This window comes from Pseudomonas sp. TE3895 (assembly GCF_056278855.1).
Map to the genome: position 1 here is coordinate 4,906,600 of NZ_JBWBQE010000001.1, position 25,467 is coordinate 4,932,066.

At 62.9% G+C, this 25,467-nt stretch carries 21 protein-coding genes and 1 pseudogene; 8 read left to right on the plus strand and 14 right to left on the minus strand.

The features are described from left to right. Window positions 1-200: 200 nt before the first annotated feature. Genes ACZ889_RS22210 through ACZ889_RS22225 form a run of 4 tightly spaced genes read right to left on the minus strand, consistent with a single transcriptional unit; the run spans window position 201 to window position 2,808 of the window. Window positions 201-1,520 carry an ATP-binding protein gene (locus tag ACZ889_RS22210; RefSeq protein ID WP_004573882.1) on the minus strand — a complete coding sequence of 440 codons (1,320 nt, stop codon included), beginning with the start codon at window positions 1,518-1,520 and terminating at the stop codon, window positions 201-203. Then, entirely contained in the window at window positions 1,517-2,185 is a 669-nt protein-coding gene (locus tag ACZ889_RS22215; RefSeq protein WP_003250345.1) for a response regulator transcription factor, read from the minus strand. Before ACZ889_RS22215 ends, ACZ889_RS22210 begins: the two co-directional genes overlap by 4 nt. Beyond that, complete coding sequence (locus ACZ889_RS22220; RefSeq protein WP_003250344.1) at window positions 2,186-2,500, minus strand: PepSY domain-containing protein; 315 nt, start codon at window positions 2,498-2,500, stop codon at window positions 2,186-2,188. Then, window positions 2,500-2,808 (minus strand): PepSY domain-containing protein, encoded by a 309-nt coding sequence (locus ACZ889_RS22225; RefSeq protein WP_003250340.1) that lies wholly within the window; start codon window positions 2,806-2,808, stop codon window positions 2,500-2,502. Before ACZ889_RS22225 ends, ACZ889_RS22220 begins: the two co-directional genes overlap by 1 nt. Window positions 2,809-3,046: 238 nt before the next feature. Between ACZ889_RS22225 and ACZ889_RS22230 the strand changes: the two genes are divergently transcribed. Further along, window positions 3,047-4,126, plus strand: coding sequence for a patatin-like phospholipase domain-containing protein (locus tag ACZ889_RS22230; RefSeq protein WP_180689596.1), 1,080 nt, complete (start codon window positions 3,047-3,049; stop codon window positions 4,124-4,126). A gap of 53 nt (window positions 4,127-4,179) precedes the next feature. Next, window positions 4,180-4,536, plus strand: a complete 357-nt coding sequence (gene queD / locus ACZ889_RS22235) for a 6-carboxytetrahydropterin synthase QueD (protein ID WP_003250327.1) — start codon at window positions 4,180-4,182, stop codon at window positions 4,534-4,536. 10 nt (window positions 4,537-4,546) lie between these two features. Here queD and ACZ889_RS22240 read toward each other — a convergent pair whose 3' ends face one another. Further along, window positions 4,547-5,029 carry a DUF1289 domain-containing protein gene (locus ACZ889_RS22240; protein ID WP_162490568.1) on the minus strand — a complete coding sequence of 161 codons (483 nt, stop codon included), beginning with the start codon at window positions 5,027-5,029 and terminating at the stop codon, window positions 4,547-4,549. A 405-nt stretch (window positions 5,030-5,434) separates the two neighbouring features. Here ACZ889_RS22240 and acnB point away from each other — a divergent pair, with 405 nt between their 5' ends. Beyond that, window positions 5,435-8,044, plus strand: coding sequence for a bifunctional aconitate hydratase 2/2-methylisocitrate dehydratase (gene acnB, locus ACZ889_RS22245; protein ID WP_047604058.1), 2,610 nt, complete (start codon window positions 5,435-5,437; stop codon window positions 8,042-8,044). 175 nt (window positions 8,045-8,219) lie between these two features. Here acnB and prpD read toward each other — a convergent pair whose 3' ends face one another. The 6 genes and pseudogenes from prpD to ACZ889_RS22275 form a co-directional block, all read right to left on the minus strand. Beyond that, window positions 8,220-9,704: a 2-methylcitrate dehydratase gene (gene prpD, locus ACZ889_RS22250; RefSeq protein WP_476257820.1), complete on the minus strand. Its 1,485-nt coding sequence runs from the start codon at window positions 9,702-9,704 to the stop codon at window positions 8,220-8,222. 171 nt (window positions 9,705-9,875) lie between these two features. Next, on the minus strand, window positions 9,876-11,066 hold the full coding sequence (prpF, locus tag ACZ889_RS22255; protein ID WP_017147771.1) for a 2-methylaconitate cis-trans isomerase PrpF: 1,191 nt from the start codon (window positions 11,064-11,066) through the stop codon (window positions 9,876-9,878). 151 nt (window positions 11,067-11,217) lie between these two features. Beyond that, window positions 11,218-13,806 (minus strand): Fe/S-dependent 2-methylisocitrate dehydratase AcnD, encoded by a 2,589-nt coding sequence (acnD, locus tag ACZ889_RS22260; RefSeq protein WP_019752043.1) that lies wholly within the window; start codon window positions 13,804-13,806, stop codon window positions 11,218-11,220. Between the two features lie 162 nt (window positions 13,807-13,968). Continuing rightward, window positions 13,969-15,096, minus strand: a complete 1,128-nt coding sequence (prpC, locus tag ACZ889_RS22265) for a bifunctional 2-methylcitrate synthase/citrate synthase (RefSeq protein ID WP_003250313.1) — start codon at window positions 15,094-15,096, stop codon at window positions 13,969-13,971. Window positions 15,097-15,156: 60 nt separating this feature from the next. After that, window positions 15,157-16,047, minus strand: a complete 891-nt coding sequence (prpB, locus tag ACZ889_RS22270) for a methylisocitrate lyase (RefSeq protein ID WP_012053054.1) — start codon at window positions 16,045-16,047, stop codon at window positions 15,157-15,159. Further along, window positions 16,044-16,761, minus strand: a pseudogene (locus ACZ889_RS22275) (GntR family transcriptional regulator). Before ACZ889_RS22275 ends, prpB begins: the two are co-directional and overlap by 4 nt. A 306-nt stretch (window positions 16,762-17,067) precedes the next feature. Between ACZ889_RS22275 and rloA the strand changes: the two are divergent. From rloA to ACZ889_RS22300, 5 genes are all read left to right on the plus strand, one after another. Then, complete coding sequence (rloA, locus tag ACZ889_RS22280) at window positions 17,068-17,604, plus strand: retropepsin-like aspartic peptidase RloA (RefSeq protein ID WP_010953297.1); 537 nt, start codon at window positions 17,068-17,070, stop codon at window positions 17,602-17,604. A 5-nt stretch (window positions 17,605-17,609) separates the two neighbouring features. Further along, window positions 17,610-19,145, plus strand: coding sequence for an osmotic stress tolerance membrane protein RloB (rloB, locus tag ACZ889_RS22285; protein WP_180689594.1), 1,536 nt, complete (start codon window positions 17,610-17,612; stop codon window positions 19,143-19,145). After that, window positions 19,145-20,125, plus strand: a complete 981-nt coding sequence (locus ACZ889_RS22290; protein WP_476257821.1) for an alpha-L-glutamate ligase-like protein — start codon at window positions 19,145-19,147, stop codon at window positions 20,123-20,125. The genes rloB and ACZ889_RS22290 overlap by 1 nt, the downstream gene beginning before the upstream one ends. Window positions 20,126-20,333: 208 nt before the next feature. Beyond that, window positions 20,334-21,674 carry an aminodeoxychorismate synthase component I gene (gene pabB / locus ACZ889_RS22295; RefSeq protein WP_104887345.1) on the plus strand — a complete coding sequence of 447 codons (1,341 nt, stop codon included), beginning with the start codon at window positions 20,334-20,336 and terminating at the stop codon, window positions 21,672-21,674. Window positions 21,675-21,754: 80 nt separating this feature from the next. Beyond that, on the plus strand, window positions 21,755-22,489 hold the full coding sequence (locus ACZ889_RS22300) for a phosphoadenylyl-sulfate reductase (protein WP_003250299.1): 735 nt from the start codon (window positions 21,755-21,757) through the stop codon (window positions 22,487-22,489). Between the two features lie 169 nt (window positions 22,490-22,658). Here the strand turns inward: ACZ889_RS22300 and cysB are convergent, their stop codons facing one another. The 3 genes from cysB to ACZ889_RS22315 all read right to left on the minus strand — a co-directional run bounded on the left by cysB (window position 22,659) and on the right by ACZ889_RS22315 (window position 25,331). Next, window positions 22,659-23,633: an HTH-type transcriptional regulator CysB gene (cysB, locus tag ACZ889_RS22305; protein ID WP_010953293.1), complete on the minus strand. Its 975-nt coding sequence runs from the start codon at window positions 23,631-23,633 to the stop codon at window positions 22,659-22,661. Window positions 23,634-23,761: 128 nt separating this feature from the next. Then, the gene (locus tag ACZ889_RS22310) at window positions 23,762-24,259 is read right to left on the minus strand and encodes a universal stress protein (RefSeq protein ID WP_003250295.1); all 498 of its coding nucleotides are present in this window, start codon (window positions 24,257-24,259) and stop codon (window positions 23,762-23,764) included. 124 nt (window positions 24,260-24,383) lie between these two features. Next, a complete protein-coding gene (locus ACZ889_RS22315) occupies window positions 24,384-25,331 on the minus strand; it encodes a putative 2-dehydropantoate 2-reductase (RefSeq protein WP_180689592.1) in 948 nt (315 codons plus the stop codon). Window positions 25,332-25,467 lie beyond the last annotated feature (136 nt).

Sequence of the window (25,467 nt, forward strand, 5' to 3'; positions counted from 1 at the left end):
AGGGTTTCGTGGGGGGATTTTGCCGGGTGGGGGGAATTTGGGCTAATTCAAAAAACTGCGGCTGTACTGCAATTTTTTTGCAGTACTGATAGGGCCAAAGGGGCACTGCGCGCCCTTTCGCGACACAAGGCCCCACAGGGGGTTGCGTACACCTGTGGGAGCGGCCTTGTGTCGCGATGGGCCGCACAGCGGCCCCGGCATTAACGAGCCTTGCGCGGCAGGTCGATGCTCACCCGCAGGCCGCCCAGCGGGCTCTCCAGCAAGGCCAGGCGCCCGCCCCAGGCATCAACGATATCGCGCACGATGCCCAACCCCAGCCCATGCCCAGCCACCTGTTCGTCCAGCCGCGAACCACGCTCCAGCACCTGCTGCCGCTGGTCTTGCGCAATACCCGGGCCGTCGTCATCAACCCACAGCCGGTAGCCCTCGGCGTTCGGCGCGATACCCAGGCGCACTTCGCTGTCTGCCCACTTGCAGGCGTTGTCCAGCAGATTACCCAACAGTTCCAGAACGTCCTCGCGGTCCCAGGGCAACAACACCCCGGGCGACACATCACTTGCCAGCAGCAGGCCCTCGCCATGAATCATGCCCAAGGTGCCGAGCAACCCCGGCAGTTCGGCATCACAATCGAACTGCGCGCCAGGCAGCGCATCCCCTGCCAGGCGCGCACGGTTCAGCTCGCGCGCCAGGCGTTCCTGAATCTGCTGCAACTGCTCACGCATTTGCGCCCGTACCTCCGGCAGACCCTGCAAGCGTTCACTGGAGGCCAGGCTCAGCAGCACCGCCAGCGGCGTCTTCAGCGCATGGCCGAGGTTACCGAGGGCATTGCGTGAACGGCGCAGGCTGTCTTCGGTATGGCTAAGCAAATGGTTGATCTGCCCCACCAGCGGTACCAACTCGCTGGGCACCTCGGCATCCAGCTGCGAGCGCTGCCCCTGCTGCAGCTGGGCGATCTGCTGGCGTGCCCGCTCCAGCGGCCGCAGCGAGCGGGTAACCGTGATGCGCTGCAGCACCAGAATCAGGATCAGCGCCACCAGGCCCATGCCCAGGCCGATCTGCTGCAAGCGCCGAAAACCTTCGCGCACCGGCGAATAGTCCTGAGCCACACTGATCGAAATGTCCTGGCCCAGGCGCCGGTAGTCGGCACGCAGGGCCAGCAGTTGCTGGCCTTCCGGGCCGAGTTCATGGCTATCGGAAAGCCCGGGCGCTGCGGGCTTGGGCATGTCCAGGTCCCACAGCGAACGAGACCTCCAGGTACCCTGGTCGAAGTCGATGCGGAAGTAGTAACCGGAAAACGGCCGCTGATAGGCAGCCGAGATGCGCCGCTCATCCAGCTGCAGGCCGGAAGGCCCGCGCACCAATGCCACCAGAAGGTTCTCGCTTTCGTTGCGCAGGCCGTTTTCCAGATAACGTTGCAGGCCGGCCTCGAACAGCCACAAGGTCAGTTGCGCCAGCACCACGCCGACCACCACCAATACCGCCACCAGGCCCAGGCTCAGGCGCGCCTGGATCGACTTCACTCGCCGCTCCCGGCATAGATGTAGCCTTGCCCGCGACGGGTTTCGATCACACTGCGGCCCAGCTTGCGGCGCAAATGGTTGACGTGGACCTCCAGCACGTTCGAGTCGCGCTCGGTTTCACCGTCGTAGAGGTGCTCGGCCAGGTGGCTTTTGGACAGGATCTGCTGCGGGTGCAGCATGAAGTAGCGCAGCAGGCGGAACTCGGCGGCAGTCAGTTGCACGTCCACACCCTCGCGGCTCACGCACTGACGGCTTTCGTCAAGGTGCAGACCGGCCGCTTCCAGCTTCGGCTGATTGGCCAGGCCACGGGCGCGGCGCAACAACGCCTGGATGCGCAGTTGCAGCTCTTCGGGGTGAAAGGGCTTGCTCAGGTAATCGTCAGCCCCGGCCTTCAGCCCTTCGATGCGCTCGGCCCACGAGCCGCGGGCGGTGAGGATCAATACCGGTGTGGCCAGGCCGGCGGCGCGCCACTGGGCCAGCACGTCCAGGCCGGGCAAGCCAGGCAGGCCGAGGTCCAGGATGATCAGGTCGTAAGGCTCGCTTTGCCCCTGGTAAACCGCGTCACGGCCATCAGCCAGCCAGTCCACGGCATAGCCCTGGCGCTGCAGGCCGGCGGTCAGTTCATCGGCCAACGGTACGTTGTCCTCGACAAGCAACAGGCGCATTCAGTCATCTTCCTCGTCTTTGAGCAGGGCGCCGGTGCTGGCATCGAGCTTGATCTCGCGCACCACACCTTCAGTCGTCAGCAACTCGACTTCATATTCGTAGCGATCATCGTCTTCTTCCAGCTCGGCTTCCAGCAGACGCGCCCCGGGGTGACGCCCCAGGGCGGTCTCGAGCAGTTGCTCGAGCGGCAGGATGATGCCCTTCTGACGGAGCTTCAGGGCTTCATCCTGGTCCAGGTCGCGGGCAACAGCCAAGGAGCAGACGGCAAGCAGCGAGAGCGCCAGGTAACGTGCCGTCCGGGATACATGGATCATCAGTTGTCTCGTGCGTCCTTGAGTACCTCACCGGTCTTGGCATCCATGTCGACGTCCCATTCGACGTTCTGCGTATCACGCAGCTCGACCTTGTAGATGTAGCGGCCGTACTCGTCTTCAAGTTCCGAGTCAGTGACGGTGGCGCCTGGGTGCTTGGCCACGGCAGCAGCCTTGAGCTCGTCCAGCGACTTGATGGTCTTGGCGTTGACCAGTTTGACCACTTCGTCAGGCTGAACGTCCTTGGCGAAGGCGGCGTTGGCACCCAGGGCGAGGGCAGCGGCGGTGATCAGGGCAGTCATGGTTTTCATCGTTCTTCTCTCCTGAGAACTGTGCAAGTTGTCTACGGGGTTAAGATTAACCAGCGGTCCTTAATTCAACCTGAAAACAGCTGGCGGCATGATAGCGCAGTTACGCCGCCAACCCGACTCGGCCCCGTGCAAGGGGCGGCCTTGCGCTGCGAAAGGGCCAATACAGGCACCTACAGGTGTGTTATCTGTAACGGCCCCTTCGCAGCACAAGGCTGCTCCTATGCCCAAGAGACCTGCCATGAGCGCCATCCACATCAAATACCCCGCCCTCACCTTCAAGGCCGGCCAGCGTGCCTTGCGACACATCCGCGAGCGCGGCCTGCAGGCGGCCGATGTCGGGGTATTGCCGGGCGCGGCGGGTGGGCCGAAGCCGCTGGGCATCCAGGGCCTTGACCTGGCGCTGTTCGGCGAGTGGCTACCCACGGCGCCCCGTCAGCGTGCCCTGATCGGTGCTTCGATCGGTGCCTGGCGTTTTGCCAGCGCCTGCCTCGACGACCCGGTCGCCGGCATCCGTCGCCTGGGCGAGCTGTACACCGAGCAGGATTTCGCCAAGGGCGTCACCCCGGCCGAAATCAGCCGCAGCTGCCAACGCATGCTCGATGACCTGCTGGAGGGCCGCGACGGCCAGTTGCTGGCGAATCCGCACTACCACCTGAACATTCTGGTGGTAAAAAGCCATGGCCAGCTCGCTCACGACCATCGTGGCCGACTGGGGCTGGGCCTGGGCTCGGTGGTTGCCAGTAACCTTCTGGGCCGTTCGCGCCTGGCCCGCCACTTCGAGCGCATCATTCTGCACGATGGGCGCGCCGCGCCGCCGCTCGACACGCTGACCGACTTCCCCTCACGCTACCTGCCGCTGGACTTGACCAACCTGCGCCATGCCCTGCTCGCTTCCGGGTCGATACCGATGGTCATGCAGGGCGTGAAAGACATCCCCGGTGCCGGCGCCGGCACATACCGCGACGGCGGCCTGCTCGACTATCACCTCGACCTGCCCTACCGCGGCGACGACCTGGTGCTGTACCCGCACTTCACCGACAAGGTGGTACCCGGCTGGTTCGACAAGGCCCTGCCCTGGCGCAAGGGCGATGCCACCCGCCTGCAAAACGTGCTGCTGATGACGCCTTCGCCGCAATACCTGGCCGCCCTGCCCTACGGCAAACTGCCCGACCGCAACGACTTCAAGCGCTTCATGGGCGATGCGCCAGGGCGCAAGCGCTATTGGTACAAGGCCATTGCCGAAAGCCAGCGCCTGGGTGATGAACTGCTGGAACTGACCGCCACCGGGCGGCTGCATGAACGCCTGCAAGCCTTGTAGCGGCCATGCTGGTAGACTGCGCGCATTATTGATTCACACAGAGTTATGACAGCGTGGAAATTTTCAAGGAATTCACATTCGAATCGGCCCACCGCCTGCCCCACGTCCCTGAAGGGCACAAATGCGGCCGTTTGCATGGCCACTCGTTCAAGGTCGGCCTGCACCTGACCGGCCCGCTCGACCCGCACACGGGCTGGATCCGCGACTTCGCCGAGGTCAAGGCGATCTTCAAGCCGATCTATGATCAGCTGGACCACAACTACCTGAACGACATCCCCGGCCTGGAAAACCCCACCAGCGAAGTGATCGCCAAGTGGATCTGGGACCAGGTCAAGCCGCTGATGCCGGAGCTGTCCAAGGTTCGCATCCACGAAACCTGCACCAGCGGTTGCGAATACACCGGCGACTGATTCGCCCGGCTCACTGGCCCTGCGCGCTGCCCATGGCATCGCGCAGGAAGCTGGGGGCGATGTAGCGCTGGTAGTGCGCCTCTGAAAGCAGGAAGAACTCGCGATCGATCGCATCGCGCAATTGGGGCAGTTCCCAGTCACGGAACTCCGGCAGCAACACCATGCCATAGGCCTCCAGGTCACGGATCATCCGCGCCCCGCGGGCAATCAGCTGGTAAGCCCAGCAATACGCCGACTGCTGCTCGACAAAGCGGATGGAGCGCTGCTCCAGTTGCTGGCGCAGCAGGCCTTTGTCGAACACCTCAAGCTTGGCCATCATCACCTGCACCAGCAGCTGCTCAAGGCGCAACCACACGGCGCGCTTCTGCGTGTCGTCGTAGCCGTTCCAGTTGATCACTTCGTGGTGAAAACGCTTGCAGCCACGGCACACCGTGTCTCCATACACCGTGGAGCACAGGCCGACGCAAGGGGTTTTGATGGACTTGTTGGACATGAAAAACAACAGCTTGGCGATGGAACACAGGCCCATGTTAGCCCTTTGTCTAACCAGGGTCACTCGTTAAAGTCATGAACACCGCCTTACCTTCAGGCTTTTTTTACCGTAGAATCATCCGGCCTTTTCAAAGGCAACAATGTCCGTTGGAAGCTGTTTTCAAAGCGTCACGAGCACAGTTGATCCGGTAGAACGGCGTTGGCCCGGGCCATGCATCCCTCGCATGCCCGCGCCAGCCCTCATCAGTCCCCGTTCTGCAGGCGTAAAACTTTGAAAGCAGCTTCTGTAAGGATTCCTTGCGACCCTGGTTGGGCGGCCCACAAAGCCGCGGCAGCGCATGGGTGCATTGAATGCTGGATAAGCGTCCCGGACCCCCTTTAGGGACCACTGATGAGGGAAATAACTGTGCTTGAAGCCTACCGCAAACACATCGAAGAGCGCGCCGCCCTGGGTATCGTTCCCCAGCCGCTGAACGCCGAACAAACTGCAGGCCTGGTCGAGCTGCTGAAAAACCCGCCGGCCGGCGAAGAAGCCTTCCTCGTAGACCTGATCACCAACCGCGTACCGCCAGGGGTCGACGAAGCTGCCTACGTCAAGGCCGCTTTCCTCTCCGCCGTCGCCAAGGGCGAAACCAAGTCGCCACTGATCGACCGCAAGCACGCCACCGAACTGCTGGGCACCATGCAGGGCGGCTACAACATCGAAACGCTGGTCGCACTGCTGGATGACGCCGAACTGGGCGCCGTCGCGGCCGAACAGCTCAAGCACACCCTGCTGATGTTCGATGCCTTCCACGACGTGGCCGAAAAAGCCAAGGCCGGCAACACGCACGCCAAGGCCGTCCTGGAATCCTGGGCTGCCGGCGAGTGGTTCACCTCGCGCCCGGCCATCGCCGACAAGTACACCCTGACCGTGTTCAAGGTGCCTGGCGAAACCAACACCGACGACCTGTCGCCTGCCCCGGACGCCTGGTCGCGCCCTGACATTCCGCTGCACGCCCTGGCCATGCTGAAAATGGCCCGCGACGGCATCGAGCCGCAGCAGCCTGGTTCGGTCGGCCCGCTGGCCCAGATCGAAGCCGTCAAGGCCAAGGGCTTCCCGGTTGCCTATGTCGGCGACGTGGTCGGTACCGGTTCCTCGCGTAAATCCGCTACCAACTCGGTACTGTGGTTCTTCGGCGACGACATCCCTTACGTGCCGAACAAGCGCGCCGGTGGCTTCTGCTTCGGCACCAAGATCGCCCCGATCTTCTACAACACCATGGAAGACGCCGGCGCCCTGCCGATCGAATTCGACTGCACCAACCTGGGCATGGGCGACGTCATCGACGTTTACCCATACAAAGGTGAAGTACGCCGTCACGACAGCGACGAGCTGGTCACCAACTTCGAGCTGAAAACCGAAGTGCTGCTGGATGAAGTCCGCGCTGGCGGCCGTATCCCGCTGATCGTCGGCCGTGGCCTGACCGAAAAAGCCCGCGCCGAGCTGGGCCTGGGTGCTTCCGACCTGTTCAAGAAACCAGAGCAGCCTGCCGATTCCGGCAAGGGCTTCACCCTGGCGCAGAAAATGGTCGGCCGTGCCTGTGGCCTGCCAGAAGGCCAGGGCGTGCGCCCAGGCGCCTACTGCGAGCCAAAAATGACCACCGTCGGCTCCCAGGACACCACGGGCCCGATGACGCGCGACGAGCTGAAAGACCTGGCATGCCTGGGCTTCTCTGCTGACCTGGTCATGCAGTCGTTCTGCCACACCGCGGCCTATCCGAAGCCGATCGACGTCACCACCCACCACACCCTGCCAGACTTCATCCGCACCCGTGGCGGCGTGTCGCTGCGCCCGGGCGACGGCATCATCCACAGCTGGCTGAACCGCATGCTGATGCCTGACACCGTAGGTACCGGTGGCGACTCGCACACCCGCTTCCCGATCGGCATCTCGTTCCCGGCCGGTTCCGGCCTGGTGGCCTTCGCTGCCGCCACCGGCGTCATGCCACTGGACATGCCAGAATCGATCCTGGTGCGCTTCAAGGGCAAACTGCAGCCAGGCATCACCCTGCGTGACCTGGTTCATGCCATCCCTTACTACGCCATCCAGAAGGGCCTGCTGACCGTCGAGAAGAAAGGCAAGAAAAACGCCTTCTCCGGCCGCATCCTGGAAATCGAAGGCCTGGACGAACTGACCGTCGAGCAAGCCTTTGAGCTGTCCGACGCCTCGGCCGAGCGTTCCGCTGCCGGTTGCACCATCAAGCTGCCGGAAAAGGCCATCGCCGAGTACCTGCAGTCCAACATCACCCTGCTGCGCTGGATGATCGGCGAAGGCTACGGCGATGCCCGCACCCTGGAGCGCCGTGCCCAGGCCATGGAAGCCTGGCTGGCCAAGCCTGAGCTGCTGTCGGCCGACGCCGATGCCGAATACGCCGAAATCATCGAAATCGACCTGGCCGACGTCAAAGAGCCTGTGCTCTGCGCGCCGAACGACCCGGACGATGCCCGCCTGCTGTCCTCGGTACAAGGCGAGAAGATCGACGAAGTGTTCATCGGTTCGTGCATGACCAACATCGGTCACTTCCGCGCTGCCGGCAAGCTGCTGGAGAAGGTCAAGGGTGGCATTCCGACCCGTCTGTGGCTGGCTCCGCCAACCAAGATGGACGCCCACCAGCTGACCGAAGAAGGCTACTACGGCATCTACGGCAAGGCCGGTGCACGCATGGAAATGCCAGGCTGCTCGCTGTGCATGGGCAACCAGGCACGTGTGCAGACCGGTTCGACCGTGGTCTCCACCTCGACCCGTAACTTCCCGAACCGTCTGGGCGACGCGACCAACGTGTACCTGGCATCGGCCGAGCTGGCCGCTGTCGCTTCGATCATCGGCAAACTGCCGACCGTCGAAGAGTACATGCAGTACGCGAAAGACATCGACAGCATGGCTGCCGACGTTTACCGCTACCTGAGCTTCGACCAGATCGCCGAGTTCCGCGAAGCGGCAGCCAACGCCAAGATCCCGGTGGTTCAGGCGTAAGCTGAGTTACACGCTGTAAACAAAGCCCCGGCAGCGATGCCGGGGCTTTGTTGTTTTGGCCTGTGCCGGCCGCTTCGCGGCTAAAGCCGCTCTTACAGGGCCCCCACGGTGTTCGAGACCTGCGCATGCCCTTGTAGGAGCGGCTTTAGCCGCGAAGCGGCCGGCACAGGCCACCTCATATCACAAACAAGTCCACGAACCTGTGCACAGCCGTGCCTTCCAGCTTCTGCTGGTCCTTGCACAGTTCGAAAACCTGCTGACACCGCTGCCGGGCAAAGCGGGTCGCCAGGTTGGCCCTGAACTTGGCCTCCAGCAACGGTATCCCCTCCCCGCGCCGCCGACGATGCCCGATCGGGTACTCCACCACCACTTGCTCGGTGCTGCTGCCATCCTTGAAAAACACCTGCAGCGCGTTGGCGATCGAACGCTTGTCCGGCTCCAGGTACTCGCGACTGAAGCGCGGGTCTTCCACCACCTCCATCTTCTCGCGCAGGCGGTCGATACTGGGGTGATTGGCATGGAAGGCGTCCTCATAATGCTCGGCCACCAGATGACCAAAGATCAGCGGCACGGCCACCATGTACTGCAGACAGTGGTCACGGTCGGCGGCATTGGCCAGTGGGCCGCTCTTGGAGATGATGCGGATCGCCGACTCCTGGGTGGTGATGACGATGCGGTCGACTTCATGCAGGCGGTTACGCACAAGTGGATGCAGAATCACTGCTGCCTCACAGGCGGTCTGGGCGTGGAACTCGGCAGGGAAACTGACCTTGAACAGCACATTTTCCATCACATAGCTGCCCAACGCCTGGGGCAGGCGCAGCTCGTACTGCCCGGCGGGCTTGAGCGCCAGGTCTTTGTTGGTGTGGCTGAACGAAACATCGTAGAACCCCCATTGCGACGCCGTGAGCACGCCCGGCACGCCCATCTCCCCGCGCAAGGCGATGTCGGCCAGGCGCACACCTCGGCTGGAGGCGTCACCCGCAGCCCAGGACTTGCGCGAACCGGCGTTGGGCGCATGGCGATAGGTACGAAGGGCCTGGCCGTCGACGAAGGCGTGGGACAAGGCCGAGAGCATCTGCTCACGATTGGCCCCCATCAGCCTGGCGCACACGGCGGTCGAGGCGACCTTCACCAGAATCACGTGATCGAGGCCGACGCGGTTGAAGGCGTTTTCCAGCGCCAGCACGCCCTGGATCTCATGCGCCATGACCATGGCCTCCAGCACATCACGCATCAGCAGTGGCTTTTCACCCGCGGCAACACGTTTCTGTGACAGGTGGTCAGCCACTGCCAGGATGCCGCCAAGGTTGTCCGAGGGATGAGCCCATTCGGCGGCCAGCCAGGTGTCGTTGTAGTCCAGCCAGCGCACCGTGCAGCCAATGTCCCAGGCGGCCTTGACCGGGTCGAGGCGATAGGAGGTACCGGGGACGCGAGCACCATTCGGGACCAGCGTGCCTTCCACCTGAGGGCCAAGGAGCTTGGTGCACTCAGGGAAGCGCAAGGCGAGAAGGCCGCAACCGAGGGTGTCCATCAGGCAGTTGCGCGCGGTGTCCAGGGCCTCGAGGGATTCGACCCGGTAGCCGAGGGCGTAATCGGCCAGGGTTTGTAGCACCCGGTCGTAATCCGGGCGGTCGTTGAGGTCTACGTTGGCGCTCATATCCAGCTCCCTTCAGAATTGCCGGGGCTGCTGTGCAGCCCTTCGCGGGCTTGCCCGCTCCTACAGGTTGACCACAGCATTCAGAGCCTGTGGTTACCCTGTGGCAGCGGGCAAGCCCGCAAAGGGCCGCTTGGCGGCCCCAACGAACTAAAGCCGAGCGCCAGTGGTGCGTTAGAAGCTGTCGCCAGGCACGCGAACCCAGCCCTCCATCAGCACGCGAGCACTACGGCTCATGATTGCCTTGGTTACCGTCCACTCACCATTCACCTGGCGTGCTTCGGCCCCGACCCGCAGGGTGCCCGAAGGATGACCGAAACGCACAGCGCTGCGCTCGCCCCCGCCAGCGGCGAGGTTGACCAGCGTGCCCGGAATGGCCGCCGCAGTGCCAATTGCCACCGCAGCCGTACCCATCATGGCATGGTGCAGCTTGCCCATCGACAAGGCCCGCACCAGCAGGTCGATCTCACCGGCCTGCACCGCCTTGCCACTGGAGGCAGTGTAGGTGCTCGGCGGCGCGACGAACGCCACTTTCGGCGTGTGCTGACGCCCGGCAGCCTGGTCGACGTTGTCGATAAGCCCCATGCGCACGGCGCCATAGGCGCGAATGGTCTCGAAGCGCAGCAGCGCCTGCGGATCGCCGTTGATGGCGTCCTGCAGTTCGGTACCGGTGTAGCCGATATCGGCAGCATTGACAAAAATGGTCGGGATACCGGCATTGATCAAGGTCGCCTTGAACGTACCGACCCCCGGCACTTCCAGGTCATCGACCAGATTGCCGGTGGGGAACATGGCACCGCCACCGCCGTCTTCATCGGCTGCAGGGTCAAGAAACTCCAGCTGCACCTCGGCCGCCGGGAAGGTGACCCCGTCCAGCTCGAAGTCGCCGGTTTCCTGCACTTCACCTTCAGTGATCGGGACGTGGGCGATGATGGTCTTGCCGATATTCGCCTGCCAGATACGCACGGTGGCGATACCGTTGCGCGGAATACGCGCCGGGTCGACCAGGCCACTGCTGATGGCAAACGAACCGACCGCAGCGGACAGGTTGCCGCAGTTGCCACTCCAGTCGACGAAGGCCTTGTCGATGCTGACCTGGCCAAACAGGTAGTCGACATCGTGTTCGGGCTTGATGCTTTGCGACAGGATCACGGTCTTGCTGGTGCTCGACGTGGCGCCGCCCATGCCATCGATCTGCTTGCCGTAAGGGTCGGGGCTGCCGATTACCCGCAGCAGCAGTGCGTCGCGAGCGGGGCCTGGAATTTGCGCCTGCTCGGGCAGGTCTTGCAGGCGGAAGAACACGCCTTTGCTGGTGCCGCCGCGGATGTACGTGGCGGGGATTTTGATCTGCGGTACATGTGCCATTTTTTTGGGCATCCTGATAGTCCGGTGAAATACCCTGGGGCTGCCTTGCAGCCCTTTCGCGACACAAGGCCGCTCCCACAGGTACTGCGCCGCCCTTTGTGGGAGCGGCCTTGTGTCGCGAAAGGGCCGCAAAGCGGCCCCCGATTCATGCTCAGGCGGTCGCTTCGAGGAAGTCCTGGGCAAAGCGCTGCAGCACCCCGCCCGCTTCGTAGATCGACACTTCTTCGGCGGTGTCCAGGCGGCAGGTCACCGGTACTTCCAGGCGCTCGCCATTGGCACGGGTAACCACCAGGGTCAGGGTCGCCCGTGGCGTACGCGCACCCAGCACGTCATAGGTTTCGCTGCCATCCAGGCCCAGGGTCTTGCGGTCGGTGCCCGGCTTGAACTCCAGCGGCAGCACGCCCATGCCTACCAGGTTGGTGCGGTGAATACGCTCGAAGCCTTCGGCCACGATCGCCTCGACACCCGCCAGGCGCACGCCCTTGGCCGCCCAGTCACGGGACGAACCCTGGCCGTAGTCGGCACCGGCGACAATGATCAGCGGCTGCTTGCGCTGCATGTAGGTTTCGATCGCCTCCCACATGCGGGTAACCTTGCCTTCCGGCTCGATACGCGCCAGCGAGCCCTGCTTCACGCTGCCATCGTCGTTGCGCACCATTTCGTTGAACAGCTTGGGGTTGGCGAAGGTGGCGCGCTGGGCGGTCAGGTGGTCGCCACGGTGGGTAGCGTAAGAGTTGAAGTCTTCTTCCGGCAGGCCCATTTTCGCCAGGTATTCACCGGCGGCGCTGTCGAGCATGATGGCGTTGGACGGCGACAGGTGGTCGGTGGTGATGTTGTCCGGCAGCACCGCCAGCGGGCGCATGCCACGCAACGTGCGCTCGCCGGCCAGGGCACCTTCCCAGTAGGGAGGGCGGCGGATGTAGGTGCTCATCGGGCGCCAATCATACAGCGGCGCAACTTTCGGCCCGCGGTCTTCCTCGATGGCGAACATCGGGATGTAGACCTTGCGGAACTGCTCCGGCTTGACCGCTGCACGCACCACCGCATCGATTTCTTCGTCGCTGGGCCAGATGTCCTTGAGGCGGATTTCCTTGCCGTCGACCACCCCCAGTACATCCTTCTCGATGTCGAAGCGGATGGTACCGGCTATGGCGTAGGCGACCACCAGCGGTGGCGAAGCCAGGAAGGCCTGCTTGGCGTACGGGTGGATACGCCCGTCGAAGTTGCGGTTACCCGACAACACGGCAGTGGCGTACAGGTCGCGGTCGATGATTTCTTGCTGGATCACCGGGTCCAGGGCGCCGGACATACCGTTGCAGGTGGTGCAGGCAAAGGCGACGATGCCAAAGCCAAGTTGCTCCAGCTCCTTCTCCAGCCCTGCTTCCTCCAGGTACAGCTGCACGGCCTTGGAGCCGGGTGCCAGCGACGACTTGACCCACGGCTTGCGGGTCAGGCCCAGCTTGTTGGCATTGCGCGCAATCAGGCCTGCGGCAATCACGTTGCGCGGGTTGCTGGTGTTGGTGCAACTGGTGATGGCAGCGATGATCACCGCGCCGTCCGGCATCTGCCCCGGCACTTCTTCCCAGCTGCCGGCGATGCCTTTGGCCGCCAGGTCGCTGGTGGCGACGCGGGCATGCGGGTTGGACGGGCCGGCCATATTGCGTACCACGCTCGACAGGTCGAAGCTCAGGGTACGCTCGTAGACCGCGCCGCCCAGGCTGTCAGCCCACAGGCCGGTGGCCTTGGCGTAGGTTTCCACAAGTTTGACCTGCTGCTCTTCACGGCCGGTCAGGCGCAGGTAGTCGATGGTCTGCTGGTCGATGGCGAACATCGCCGCCGTGGCGCCGTATTCCGGGGCCATGTTGGAAATGGTGGCGCGGTCGCCCAAGGTCAGGGCACGGGCACCCTCACCATGGAACTCCAGGTAAGCGCCGACCACCTTCTGCTTGCGCAGGAATTCGGTCAAGGCCAGTACCAGGTCAGTGGCGGTGATGTTCGGGGCCAGCTTGCCAGTCAGCTCGACGCCGACGATTTCCGGCAGGCGCATCCAGGAGGCGCGGCCGAGCATCACGTTTTCGGCTTCCAGGCCGCCTACGCCGATGGCGATCACACCCAGTGCATCGACATGCGGCGTGTGGCTGTCGGTGCCGACGCAGGTGTCCGGGTAGGCGACACCGCGGTCGCTGTGGACCACCGGTGACATCTTCTCCAGGTTGATCTGGTGCATGATGCCGTTGCCCGGCTGGATCACGTCGACGTTCTTGAACGCCTTCTTGGTCCAGTTGATGAAGTGGAAGCGGTCTTCGTTGCGGCGGTCTTCGATGGCGCGGTTCTTTTCGAAGGCCTGCGGGTCGAAACCACCGCACTCGACGGCCAGCGAGTGGTCGACGATCAATTGCACCGGCACCACCGGATTGACCTGGGCCGGGTCGCCGCCTTTGTCGGCAATGGCGTCACGCAGGCCGGCAAGGTCGACCAGCGCAGTCTGGCCAAGGATGTCATGGCACACCACGCGGGCCGGGAACCACGGGAAGTCGAGGTCGCGCTTGCGTTCGATCAGCTGGCTCAGCGAGGCGTCGAGCGTAGCAGGGTCGCAGCGGCGCACCAGGTTCTCGGCGAGCACGCGGGACGTGTATGGCAAGCCATCGTAGGCGCCGGGCTTGATCGCCTCGACCGCCGCGCGGGCATCGAAGTAGTCCAGGTCGGTGCCTGGCAGGTGCTTGCGGTATGCAGTGTTCATCATGGAATCAGGCTCGGTCACAGGATTCGGAAGGTTTCACCGTACCTGTGGGAGCGGGCGTGCCCGCGAATGCGTCAGCAGGTGCACAGTGGTTGCAAGGCCGGGTGCATTCGCGGGCACGCCCGCTCCCTCAAGGGAAACGGGTTGCCTCTCTATAGCTATTCAGCGCTGCTCGATCGGCACGAACTGGCGCTGTTCGACGCCGACATACTCGGCGCTCGGGCGGATGATGCGGTTGTTGGCGCGCTGCTCGAAGACGTGCGCCGCCCAGCCGGTCAGCCGCGAGCAGACGAAGATCGGGGTGAACAGCTTGGTCGGAATGCCCATGAAGTGGTACGCCGAGGCATGGTAGAAGTCGGCGTTGGGGAACAGGCGCTTCTGCTCCCACATGGTCTTGTCGATGGCTTCGGAAACCGGGTACAGCACCTTGTCACCCACTTCATCAGCCAGCTGCTTCGACCAGCCCTTGATCACCTCGTTGCGCGGGTCGGACTCTTTGTAGATGGCATGGCCAAAGCCCATGATCTTGTCTTTGCGCTCGAGCATGCGCAGCAGCTCGGCGGTGGCTTCCTGCGGGCTCTGGAAGCGTTCGATCAGCTCCATCGCAGCCTCGTTGGCACCGCCGTGCAGCGGGCCACGCAGCGAGCCGATGGCTGCGGTAACGCAGGAGTACAAGTCAGACAGGGTCGAGGCGCAGACGCGGGCAGTGAAGGTCGAGGCGTTGAATTCGTGTTCAGCGTAGAGAATCAGCGACACGTTCATGACCTTGACGTGCAGCTCGCTCGGCTTCTTGCCGTGCAGCAGGTGCAGGAAGTGGCCACCCAAGGTGTCTTCATCAGTGGTGCAGTCGATGCGTACGCCATGGTGGGTGAAGCGGTACCAGTAGCACATCACGGCCGGGAACAGCGCCAGCAGGCGGTCGGTCTTGTCGCGCTGGGCTTCAAAGGTCAGTTCTGGTTCGAGGGTGCCCAGTACCGAGCAACCGGTGCGCATGACGTCCATCGGGTGGGCATCGCGCGGGATGCGCTCAAGCACTTCCTTCAAGGCTTGCGGCAGGTCACGCAGGCCCTTGAGCTTGCGCTTGTAGTCGGCCAGTTCGGCCTGGGTTGGCAGCTCGCCGTACAGCAGCAGGTAGGCGACTTCTTCGAACTCGGCACCGGCGGCCAGGTCACGCACATCATAACCACGGTAGGTCAGCCCGGCACCGGCCTGGCCCACGGTCGACAGTGCAGTCTGGCCGGCCACCTGGCCACGCAGGCCTGCGCCACTGAGTACTTTTGCTTCGGCCATGGTGTTTCTCCTTTCTTGAATTTGTTATGGATGCTTTCTGGCTAATTCGGGCGCTAGCGCTTAGCCCTTCTTCTGGGCAAACAGTGCATCGAGGCTCTGCTCGAAGGCGTGATAACCAATGGCATCGTAAAGCTCCATGCGAGTCTGCATGGTGTCGATCACGTTCTTTTGCGTGCCGTCACGGCGCAGCGCGGTATACACGTTCTCGGCTGCTTTGTTCATGGCGCGGAACGCCGACAGCGGGTACAGCACCAACGACACGTCGACCGAGGCCAGCTCTTCGGTTGTGTACAGCGGCGTGGCACCGAACTCGGTGATGTTGGCCAGGATCGGTGCCTTCACCCGATCAGCGAAAGTCTTGTACATCTGCAGTTCGGTGATGGCTTCCGGGAAGATCATGTCGGCGCCCGCTTCGACACACGCCTCGGCACGGTCCAGGGCGGCGTTCAGGCCTTCGACGGCCAGCGCATCGGTACGCGCCATGATCACGAAGCTGTCATCGCTGCGGGCGTCGACGGCAGCTTTGATACGGTCGACCATTTCCTGCTGGCTGACAATTTCCTTGTTGGGACGGTGGCCGCAACGCTTGGCGCCAACCTGGTCCTCGATATGGATGGCGGCAGCGCCGAACTTGCTCATCGAGCGCACGGTACGGGCAACGTTGAAGGCCGAAGCGCCGAAGCCGGTGTCGACATCCACCAGCAGCGGCAGGTCGCACACGTCGGTGATGCGACGCACGTCGGTGAGCACGTCGTCCAGGCCAGTGATGCCCAGGTCTGGCAGGCCCAGGGAGCCGGCGGCCACGCCGCCACCTGACAGGTAGATGGCCTTGAAGCCGGCGCGCTTGGCCAGCAGGGCATGGTTGGCGTTGATGGCGCCAACCACCTGCAGCGGATGCTCAGCGGCAACGGCGTCACGGAAACGCTGACCGGGGGTGCTCTTGACTGTCATTTCTCACCTCGTGTGCTGTTGTTGTGGGCGTCCAGGTAGTGACGCTCGATATTGCGCTTGGACGCGCCGATGTGGCGGCGCATCAGGAGTTCGGCCAGTTCGCCGTCACGGTCGGCGATGGCATCAAGAATGCGATGATGCTCGGCAAAGGCCTGGCGTGGCCGGTTAGGCGTGGCAGAGAACTGGATACGGTACATGCGCACCAGCTGGTACAGCTCGCCGCAGAGCATCTTGACCAGGGTCTGGTTGCCGCTACCCTGAATAATCCGGTAATGGAAGTCGTAGTCGCCTTCCTGCTGGTAGTAGCCCAGACCGGCCTGGAACGCGGCATCGCGCTCAATGGGTGTCGAGCACCCGGCGCAGTTCGTCGATGTCGGCCTGGCTCATGCGTTCGGCGGCCAGGCGGCAGGCCATGCCTTCCAGCGACTCGCGGATTTCGTAGAGCTCGATCAGCTCGGCGTGGTTGAGCGATACCACCCGCGCGCCCACATGCGGCACGCGCACCAGCAGGCGCTGGCCTTCAAGGCGGTGGATAGCCTCGCGTAGCGGCCCGCGGCTGATGCCATAGGTGCGCGCCAACTCCGGCTCGGAAATCTTGCTGCCGGGGGCGATATCACCCTTGACAATGGCCGCCTGGATGCGTCGGAAGACGTTTTCGGAGAGGGTTTCCGTTTCGTCTGTCAGCACCGGGCCGGGGGTGGAAAGGTCCTGCATATTGTCGACACCTTTTAAAACTCTTGGTCAGAAACTAGCGAAACAAGACCTGCAAGTCAAAGACAAAATGAACATTGTCGACAATCGTCTAATCGCGAACTATCACCACTTCAATGCTGTCAGATCGCGCACCGCTGGCGTCAAGACGTCGGCGTGATAGAATGCCGCGCCTCCGATGGGGTATGGATAGCCTGTCTGTCATGCATTCGTGCCTGTTGACAGATAAACGAGGAAGCTTGCGCAGTAATTGCCAGTCACCTTGACCTGAACCTTGCCTAGAACCTTGCAATGCACCGCGCCAGGAATATGAGACTTACACCCGTTTTATTGCTGCTATGCCTCACCCTGCTGCCGGCCCTTGGCCAGGCTGCGGGCAAGACCGTGTATGGTCTCAACGAATACGCACATCTGGGCGACTTGGACCTGGAAGTGGCCGCCAAGCTCGACACCGGTGCCAAGACCGCCTCACTCAGCGCCCGCGACATCAAGCGGTTCAAGCGCAATGGCGAAAGCTGGGTACGCTTCTACCTCGCCATCGATGCGGCCCATTCGCACCCGATCGAACGCCCACTGGCACGCGTCAGCAAGATCAAGCGCCGGGCCGGCGACTATGATGCCGAATCGGGCAAGGCCTATACGGCCCGCCCGGTCATCGAACTCGAAATCTGCATGGGCCAGACCAGGCGCACCATCGAAGTCAACCTCACCGACCGCAGCGCGTTCCAGTTCCCGCTGCTGATCGGTTCCGAGGCGCTCAAGCACTTCGACGCACTGGTTGACCCAAGCCTTAAATATGCGGCCGGCAAACCTGCCTGTGCCACCGACGCTCCCAAAGCAGAGTAATCCCGATGCGCTCTCTTACCCTCCATCTGAAAGTCCTGATCACCGTGCTGGTGCTATTGGGCGTGGCGGTCACGGCTTATCAGATCTTCGTGCTCGGCATCCCGGTGACCGAGGATGAAACCGACGACCTGTGGAACATCGACGCCAAGGTCGAGTTCGTGGCCAGCAGCAAGGACCCGGTCAAGGTGCAGATGTTCGTGCCACCGCTGAACCGCGACTACGTCAGCCTCAACGAGAGCTTCATCTCCAACAACTACGGGGTCAGCATCAACCGTGCCGACGGCAACCGCAAGGTTACCTGGTCGGCACGTCGCGCCAGTGGCAACCAGACCCTCTACTACCGCCTGGTACTGACCAAGCGCTACAGCAACGAGAAGACCAAGATCAAAGGCCCGACCTTCCGTGACAGCCTGGCCGTCGAAGGCCCCGAGAAGATCGCCGCTGAAGCGCTGATGGCGCCTATACGTCAGCACTCGGCCGACGTCGAGACCTTTGTCAGCGAGACCATCAAGCGGGTCAACAACCTCAACGACGACAACGTCAAGCTGCTGCTGGCCGGCGACACTTCGGCGATGAAGAAGGCCCAGGTCATCGACCTGCTGCTGTCGATCGCCCACGTGCCGATGGAAAAGGTGCACACCATCCGCCTGCTGGCCGACACCCCGCAAACCCCGGAGCTGTGGCTGCGCAGCTTCAACGGCGACGACTGGCTGTACTTCAACCCGGACACCGGTGAGCAAGGCCTGCCGAGCGACCGCCTGCTGTGGTGGACCGGTGACGACAACCTGATCACCGTCGATGGCGGCAAGAAGGCCACCGTCACCTTCAGCATGAACAACAGCGAGATGAACGCCATCCGCCTGGCCAAGCTGACCGACGAGAACACCGACGCCGACTTCCTCGAATACTCGCTGTACGGCCTGCCGCTGCAAACCCAGCAAACCTTCATGATCATGGTCATGATCCCGATCGGCGTGTTGGTGATCCTGGTGCTGCGCAACCTGATCGGCATCCAGACCCTGGGCACATTCACCCCGGTGCTGATCGCCCTGGCGTTCCGCGAAACCCAGCTGGGCTTCGGTATCATGCTGTTCACGGTGATCACTGCCCTGGGCCTGTCGCTGCGCTCGTATCTGGAACACCTCAAGCTGCAGATGCTGCCACGCCTGTCGGTGGTCTTGACCTTCGTCGTGGTGCTGATTGCCGCCATCAGCCTGTTCAGCCACAAGCTGGGCCTTGAACGTGGGCTTTCGGTAGCACTGTTCCCGATGGTGATCCTGACCATGACCATCGAACGCCTGTCGATCACCTGGGAGGAGCGTGGTGGCGGCCATGCCATGAAAGTGGCCATCGGCACCCTGTTCGCCGCCTCCCTGGCACACCTGCTGATGATGGTGCCGGAGCTGGTGTACTTCGTGTTCACCTTCCCGGCGGTGCTGCTGATCCTGGTGGGCTTCATGCTGGCGATGGGCCGTTATCGCGGCTACCGCCTGACCGAGCTCGTGCGTTTCAAAGCCTTCCTGAACAAGGCAGACACCTGATGTTTGGCCTCATCAAGACGTGGAAAGCCCTGGAGGCCCGGGGCATCATGGGGATCAACCGGCGTAACGCGGACTATGTGCTGAAGTACAACAAGCGCAACCTGTACCCGATCGTCGACGACAAGATCATCACCAAGGAGCGCGCACTGGCGGCCGGCATCCATGTGCCGGAAATGTACGGCATCATCGAGACCGAAAAAGAGATCGAGAAGCTCGACCAGATCATCGGCGGTCGCAGCGATTTCGTCATCAAGCCGGCGCAAGGCGCCGGCGGTGACGGCATCCTGGTAATCGCCGACCGCTTCGAGGACCGCTACCGCACAGTGTCGGGCAAGATCATCAGCCATGAGGAAATCGAGCACCAGATTTCCAGCATCCTCACTGGGCTGTACTCCCTCGGCGGGCACCGCGACCGCGCGCTGATCGAGTACCGCGTGACCCCGGACCAGATATTCAAGAGCATCAGTTACGAAGGCGTACCGGACATCCGCATCATCGTGCTGATGGGCTACCCGGTGATGGCCATGCTGCGCCTGCCGACCCGCCAGTCCGGCGGCAAGGCCAACCTGCACCAGGGCGCCATCGGTGTGGGTGTCGACCTGGCCACCGGCGTGACCCTGCGCGGCACCTGGCTGAACAACATCATCAGCAAGCACCCGGACACCACCAACGCGGTGGACGGCGTGCAACTGCCGAACTGGGACGGTTTCATGAAGCTGGCCGCTGGCTGCTATGAACTGTGCGGCCTGGGCTATATCGGCGTGGACATGGTGCTTGACCAGGACAAGGGCCCGCTGATTCTGGAGCTCAACGCCCGCCCGGGGCTGAACATCCAGATTGCCAACGATTGCGGCCTGACTCAGCGCACCCATGCCATCGAGGCGCACATCGAAGCACTGGCCAAGGATGGCGTGACCGAAGACGCCGAGCAGCGGGTACGGGTAGCACAGGGTCTGTTCGGGCATGTGCCCAACCGCTGAAATACAGGGGCTGCCTTGCAGCCCATTCGCAGCACAAGGTTGCTCTTGCAAGCACTGCAGTTGATTCAAGCGCTTCGCTCAACCTGCAGGAACTGCCTTGTGCTGCGTATGGGCCAAACACAATGTTGAATGTCGTACCCAGCGCTAGGCGCTTTTCCTGCACAGGTCTACAATCGCCCTCCTCGCTTTTACATCGCCGTCCATACTGATGCCGACCTGCACGCTACACCCCCTGCCCTACCAGCCCGACCCTGCCGCCTATTTCGCCCACCTGCGCCAGGCCCCCGGTGCGATCCTACTCGACAGCGCCCGCCCCGGCGCCGAACGCGGGCGTTTCGACCTGCTCAGCGCCTGGCCGCTGCAACAACTGCAGGCGCAGCCCGATGAAGATGGCCGCGTCTTCCTCCAGCGCCTGCGCGCTGGCCTGGCACAACTGGGCCACGCCGACTTGCCCAACGGTGTAGAACTACCCTTTGCCGGGGGCCTGATCGGCTACCTGAGCTACGACTTCGGCCGCCGCCTGGAACACCTGCCAAGTCTGGCCGTGGACGACCTGGGCTTGCCAGACGCACAACTGGGCCTGTATGCCTGGGCACTGGTCAGCGATCATCTGCTCGGCACCAGCCAGCTGGTGTTCCACCCGAGCCTGGCCGGCGACGAGCGCGAACGCCTGATCAGCCTGTTCCAGGACACCAGCGCCACCACCGGCGACTTCCGGCTGCTCGCGCCGATGGCCGGTGACCTGGAGCCGGAGCAATACAAAACCGCTTTCGACCAGGTACAACGCTACATCCAGGCCGGTGACTGCTACCAGATCAACCTCACCCAACGCTTTCGCGCACCCTGCCAAGGCGATCCATGGCGGGCCTACCAGGCCCTGCGCCAGGCCTGCCCGACCCCCTTCTCCGGCTACCAGCAACTGGCCGACGGCAGTACCCTGCTGAGCTTTTCGCCCGAGCGCTTCATCCGCGTCAGCCAGGGCCAGGTGGAAACCCGGCCGATCAAGGGCACCCGCCCACGCGCCAGCGACCCGGCGGAAGACCAGCGTAATGCCCAGGAGCTGCTGCACAGCCCGAAGGACCGCTCGGAAAACCTGATGATCGTCGACCTGCTGCGCAACGACCTGGGGCGCACGTGCGAGATTGGCTCAGTGAAGGTACCCGAACTGTTCAGCCTGGAGAGTTACCCCAACGTGCACCATCTGGTCAGCAGCATCACCGGCCAGCTGGCCAGCGACAAGGATGCGCTGGACCTGATCGGCGACAGCTTCCCTGGCGGCTCGATCACCGGCGCACCGAAGATCCGCGCCATGCAGATCATCGACGAACTGGAACCCGCGCGCCGCGCGCTGTACTGCGGCTCGCTGCTGTATGTGGATGTGCGCGGCGAAATGGACAGTTCGATCGCCATTCGCAGCTTGCTGATCAAAGATGGCCAGGTCAGTTGCTGGGGCGGCGGCGCGGTGGTAGCCGACTCGCAGTGGCAGGCCGAGTATGAAGAGTCGATCGCCAAAGTGCGGGTGCTGATGCAGACCCTGCAGGGCTTGTGAGCCCATCTAGACCACGATTTTTTTGTTACCATCCCCCTACTACGAGCGCACAGCGCCACAGCCAAGATGGAAACCGCCTGATGAGCCAACCCTTCGACGTCGCCGCCCTGGCCGCGACCTATGCCAACAAGTCCCCGCAGGACATCCTCAAGCTTGCCTTCGAGCACTTCGGTGATGACCTGTGGATCTCCTTCAGCGGCGCCGAGGATGTGGTGCTGGTCGACATGGCCTGGAAGCTGAACAAGCAGGTAAAGGTATTCAGCCTCGACACTGGGCGCCTGCACCCGGAGACCTACCGGTTCATCGACCAGGTACGCGAACAGTACAACCTGCCGATCGAAATCCTCAGCCCGGACCGCGCCAAGCTCGACCCGTTCGTCAAGGAAAAGGGCCTGTTCAGCTTCTACAAGGACGGCCATGGCGAGTGCTGCGGCATTCGCAAGATCGAGCCGCTGCGACGCAAGCTGGCCACCGTCAGCGCCTGGGCCACCGGCCAGCGCCGCGACCAAAGCCCGGGCACCCGCAGCCAGGTGGCGGCACTGGAAATCGACAGCGCCTTTTCCACGCCTGAGCGCACGCTGTACAAGTTCAACCCACTGGCGCAGATGAGCAGTGAAGAGGTATGGGGTTATATCCGCATGCTCGAGCTGCCGTACAACAGCCTGCACGAGCGTGGCTTCATCAGCATTGGCTGCGAGCCATGCACCCGCCCGGTGCTGCCAAACCAGCATGAGCGTGAAGGGCGCTGGTGGTGGGAAGAGTCGACGCAGAAGGAATGCGGGTTGCATGCAGGCAACCTGATCAGCAAGGCTTGAGATAGCTAGGACGGCCTGTAGGAGCGGGTTTACCCGCGAAGAAGACACCGCGGTGGATGGCACGGGCTTCGCCCGTGTTCGCGGGCAAGCCCGCTCCCACAGGGATCGCGCCAGCTTTTAGACATTGAGCAAGGGCCGTTACTCCCACAGCGACCCCATCACCCCCGAATCAGTGCACCGGCAGCTCGACACCTTCGAACAATTCTTCCAGTTCTTGCTTGTTATGGCACTGAATGGCCTTGGCCATCACTTCACGGGTCAGGTGCGGGGCAAACTTCTCGATGAAGTCGCACATGAAGCCGCGCAGGAAGGTACCCCGACGGAAGCCGATCTTGGTGATGCTGGCTTCGAACAGCTCACTGGCATCCAGCGCCACCAAGTCACTGTCGAGCTTGGCGTCCACAGCCATGCCGGCAACGATACCCACGCCCAGCCCCAGGCGCACATAAGTCTTGATGACGTCGGCGTCAGCCGCGGTGAAGACCACTTTTGGCGTAAGGCCGCGGTGATTGAAAGCTTCATCCAATTTCGAGCGCCCGGTGAAACCGAACACGTAGGTGACGATCGGATACTCGGCGACGGCTTCCAGGGTCAGTTTCGGCAGCTTGGCCAGCGGGTGCCCCTGCGGCACCACAACGCAACGGTTCCACTTGTAGCACGGCATCATGATCAAATCGCCGAACAGCTCCAGCGCCTCGGTGGCGATGGCGAAATCGACCGTACCGTCCGCAGCCATCTCGGCAATCTGCATGGGCGAACCCTGATGCATGTGCAGGGACACCTCCGGATACTGCTTGATAAAGCTGCTGATAACCGGCGGCAACGCGTAGCGCGCCTGGGTGTGGGTGGTGGCGATGGACAGCGTGCCCTTCTTCTCGTTGGAGAACTCTTGGGCAATCTGCTTGATGCTCTCGACCTTGCGCAGGATTTCGCCTGCGGTATTGATGATGCGCTCACCGGCCGGGGTCACGCGGGTCAGATGCTTGCCGCTGCGGGCAAAGACTTCAACCCCCAATTCGTCTTCGAGCAGGCGGATCTGCTTGCTGATACCTGGCTGGGAGGTATACAGGCTCTGCGCCGTCGCGGAGACGTTGAGGTCATGGTGCGCCACTTCCCAGATGTAGCGCAGTTGTTGAAGCTTCATAGGTTTCCCTCGGTTCAGCGATGAGTCCGCGGCAGCAGGCAGCGACGATATATAACTATATTAGTGGTTCTGGAAATAAATCTAGAACTATTTTGTTACATGCCCACGGAAATGGACTGCACCTATCTTCACGTTTTCCTACGCCCCAGATGCTGCGCCAAGGGCACCATGTACACCGGCACCGGCGACAGCTGCAGCAGCCGCACCGCCGTGCGCCCAAGCGGTACATCCACCCCGGCGCCGGCACTGTGGCTACCGAATATCAACAGGTCGACGCTTAGCCGCTGGGCCTGGTCGAGAATCACCTGCGCCGGGTCGCCCTGACGCACACGCACGGCCTTGATCACCGCCAGGTCAGCCTCTTCGCCCAGCTCGTCGCGAAAGTTTTCCAGCACACGCTGCTCTATGTTCGCCATCACCGTGTTCACCCCCTGGCTGTGCAATTGGTCGAGCGTCTGCTCATCGAGGTAACTTTGCAGGAGGGATTCGGCGAACTGGCCCATCGGCTCGACCGCGTGGATCACATACAACTCGGCACCGAACGTGCGCGCCAGGGCCAGCGCGTGTTGCATCACGAAAGGGGCGTAGACACCGAGGTCGGTGGCGTACAGCATGGAGCGGATCATTCGACCTCCTCGACTGCCGCAGCGGCAGAGCAAGCTTCAGCTTAGCAGCGCGCCGGACGCTCGCTTTGCCGTCCGGCGCGCTGCTGCCGTGGGCTGGAGGGCCCCGCCGAAGCCTCGGCCACCCTCAGGCCGGCCGGTCGCTGCTGTCGATGAAACTCAGCGCTTGGTACAGCATTTCAGTGCGCGGCATGCTGCAGCCTGCCGCCCGTGCGCGTGCCAGCGGCTCGGCGTAAATGGCCCCCAGCTCCAACGGGCGTTTGTGGACATGGTCGTGATACATGCTCGGCCAGTAGTCGGGCATGCGCTCGGTCACCTGGAACAAGTGCTCGGCATAGCCCTCGGGCAGTACATGGCCACAGGCTGCCGCCCCCTGCACCACCTCGGCCATCAAGGCCTGTATCAGCTCGCGGCTATTGCTGTCGGCCATCAGTGGCGAAGTGCTGGCCCCCAGCAGCACCGACAGCCCGTTGTAAGGCACGTTCCACACCAGCTTCTGCCAGCGCGCCAAGGCCAGGTTCGGCATGGCCTGCGAGTCGATCCCCGCAGCCTGGAACAACCCGGCGCCTTCATTCACCAGCGCGACACCGCAATCGGTGGCCGGCCCGCTGTGATACCCCAGGTTGACCGCCCCCAGCGCCTGGTGCCGGATTACACCTGGAGCCTGGCGGTTGACGCAGATGAAGCACAGGCCGCCCAGCAGGTGCATGTCGCTGCGCAAGGCCGGACGCAACTGCTCCTCGACACCCAGGCCGTTCTGCAACAGCACCACCTTGGCGCCGGGCGCAGCAGCCTGGACGATCAACGGTGCCAACTGCTCGTTGCTGGTGGCCTTGGCCCCGATCAGGAGCCAGTCACAGGGCGGCATGTCGGCGGCACTGACGTAAGCCTGCACATTCATGTGCACTGCGCCATGCACGGCACTGTCCAGGCTCAGTCCGCGCTCACAAACGGCCTGGTACTCGCTGCGCAACAGAAAATGCACATCGAAACCGGCCCGGGCCAGCATCAACCCATAAAAGCCGCCGATGGCGCCACTGCCGATGATGCCGATGCGAGGGGGGTGCGAATGCATGCCAATCTCCAGGTAAAGGGTCAGCACTCTTTTTACACAGGTTACGTAGCGCTGGGCAGTCCATTCGCGCGCAACACCCTCGCTCAGGTAAAAACCCCACAATGACTGGGTTCAGCCCATTGTCGTGCCATCTGTA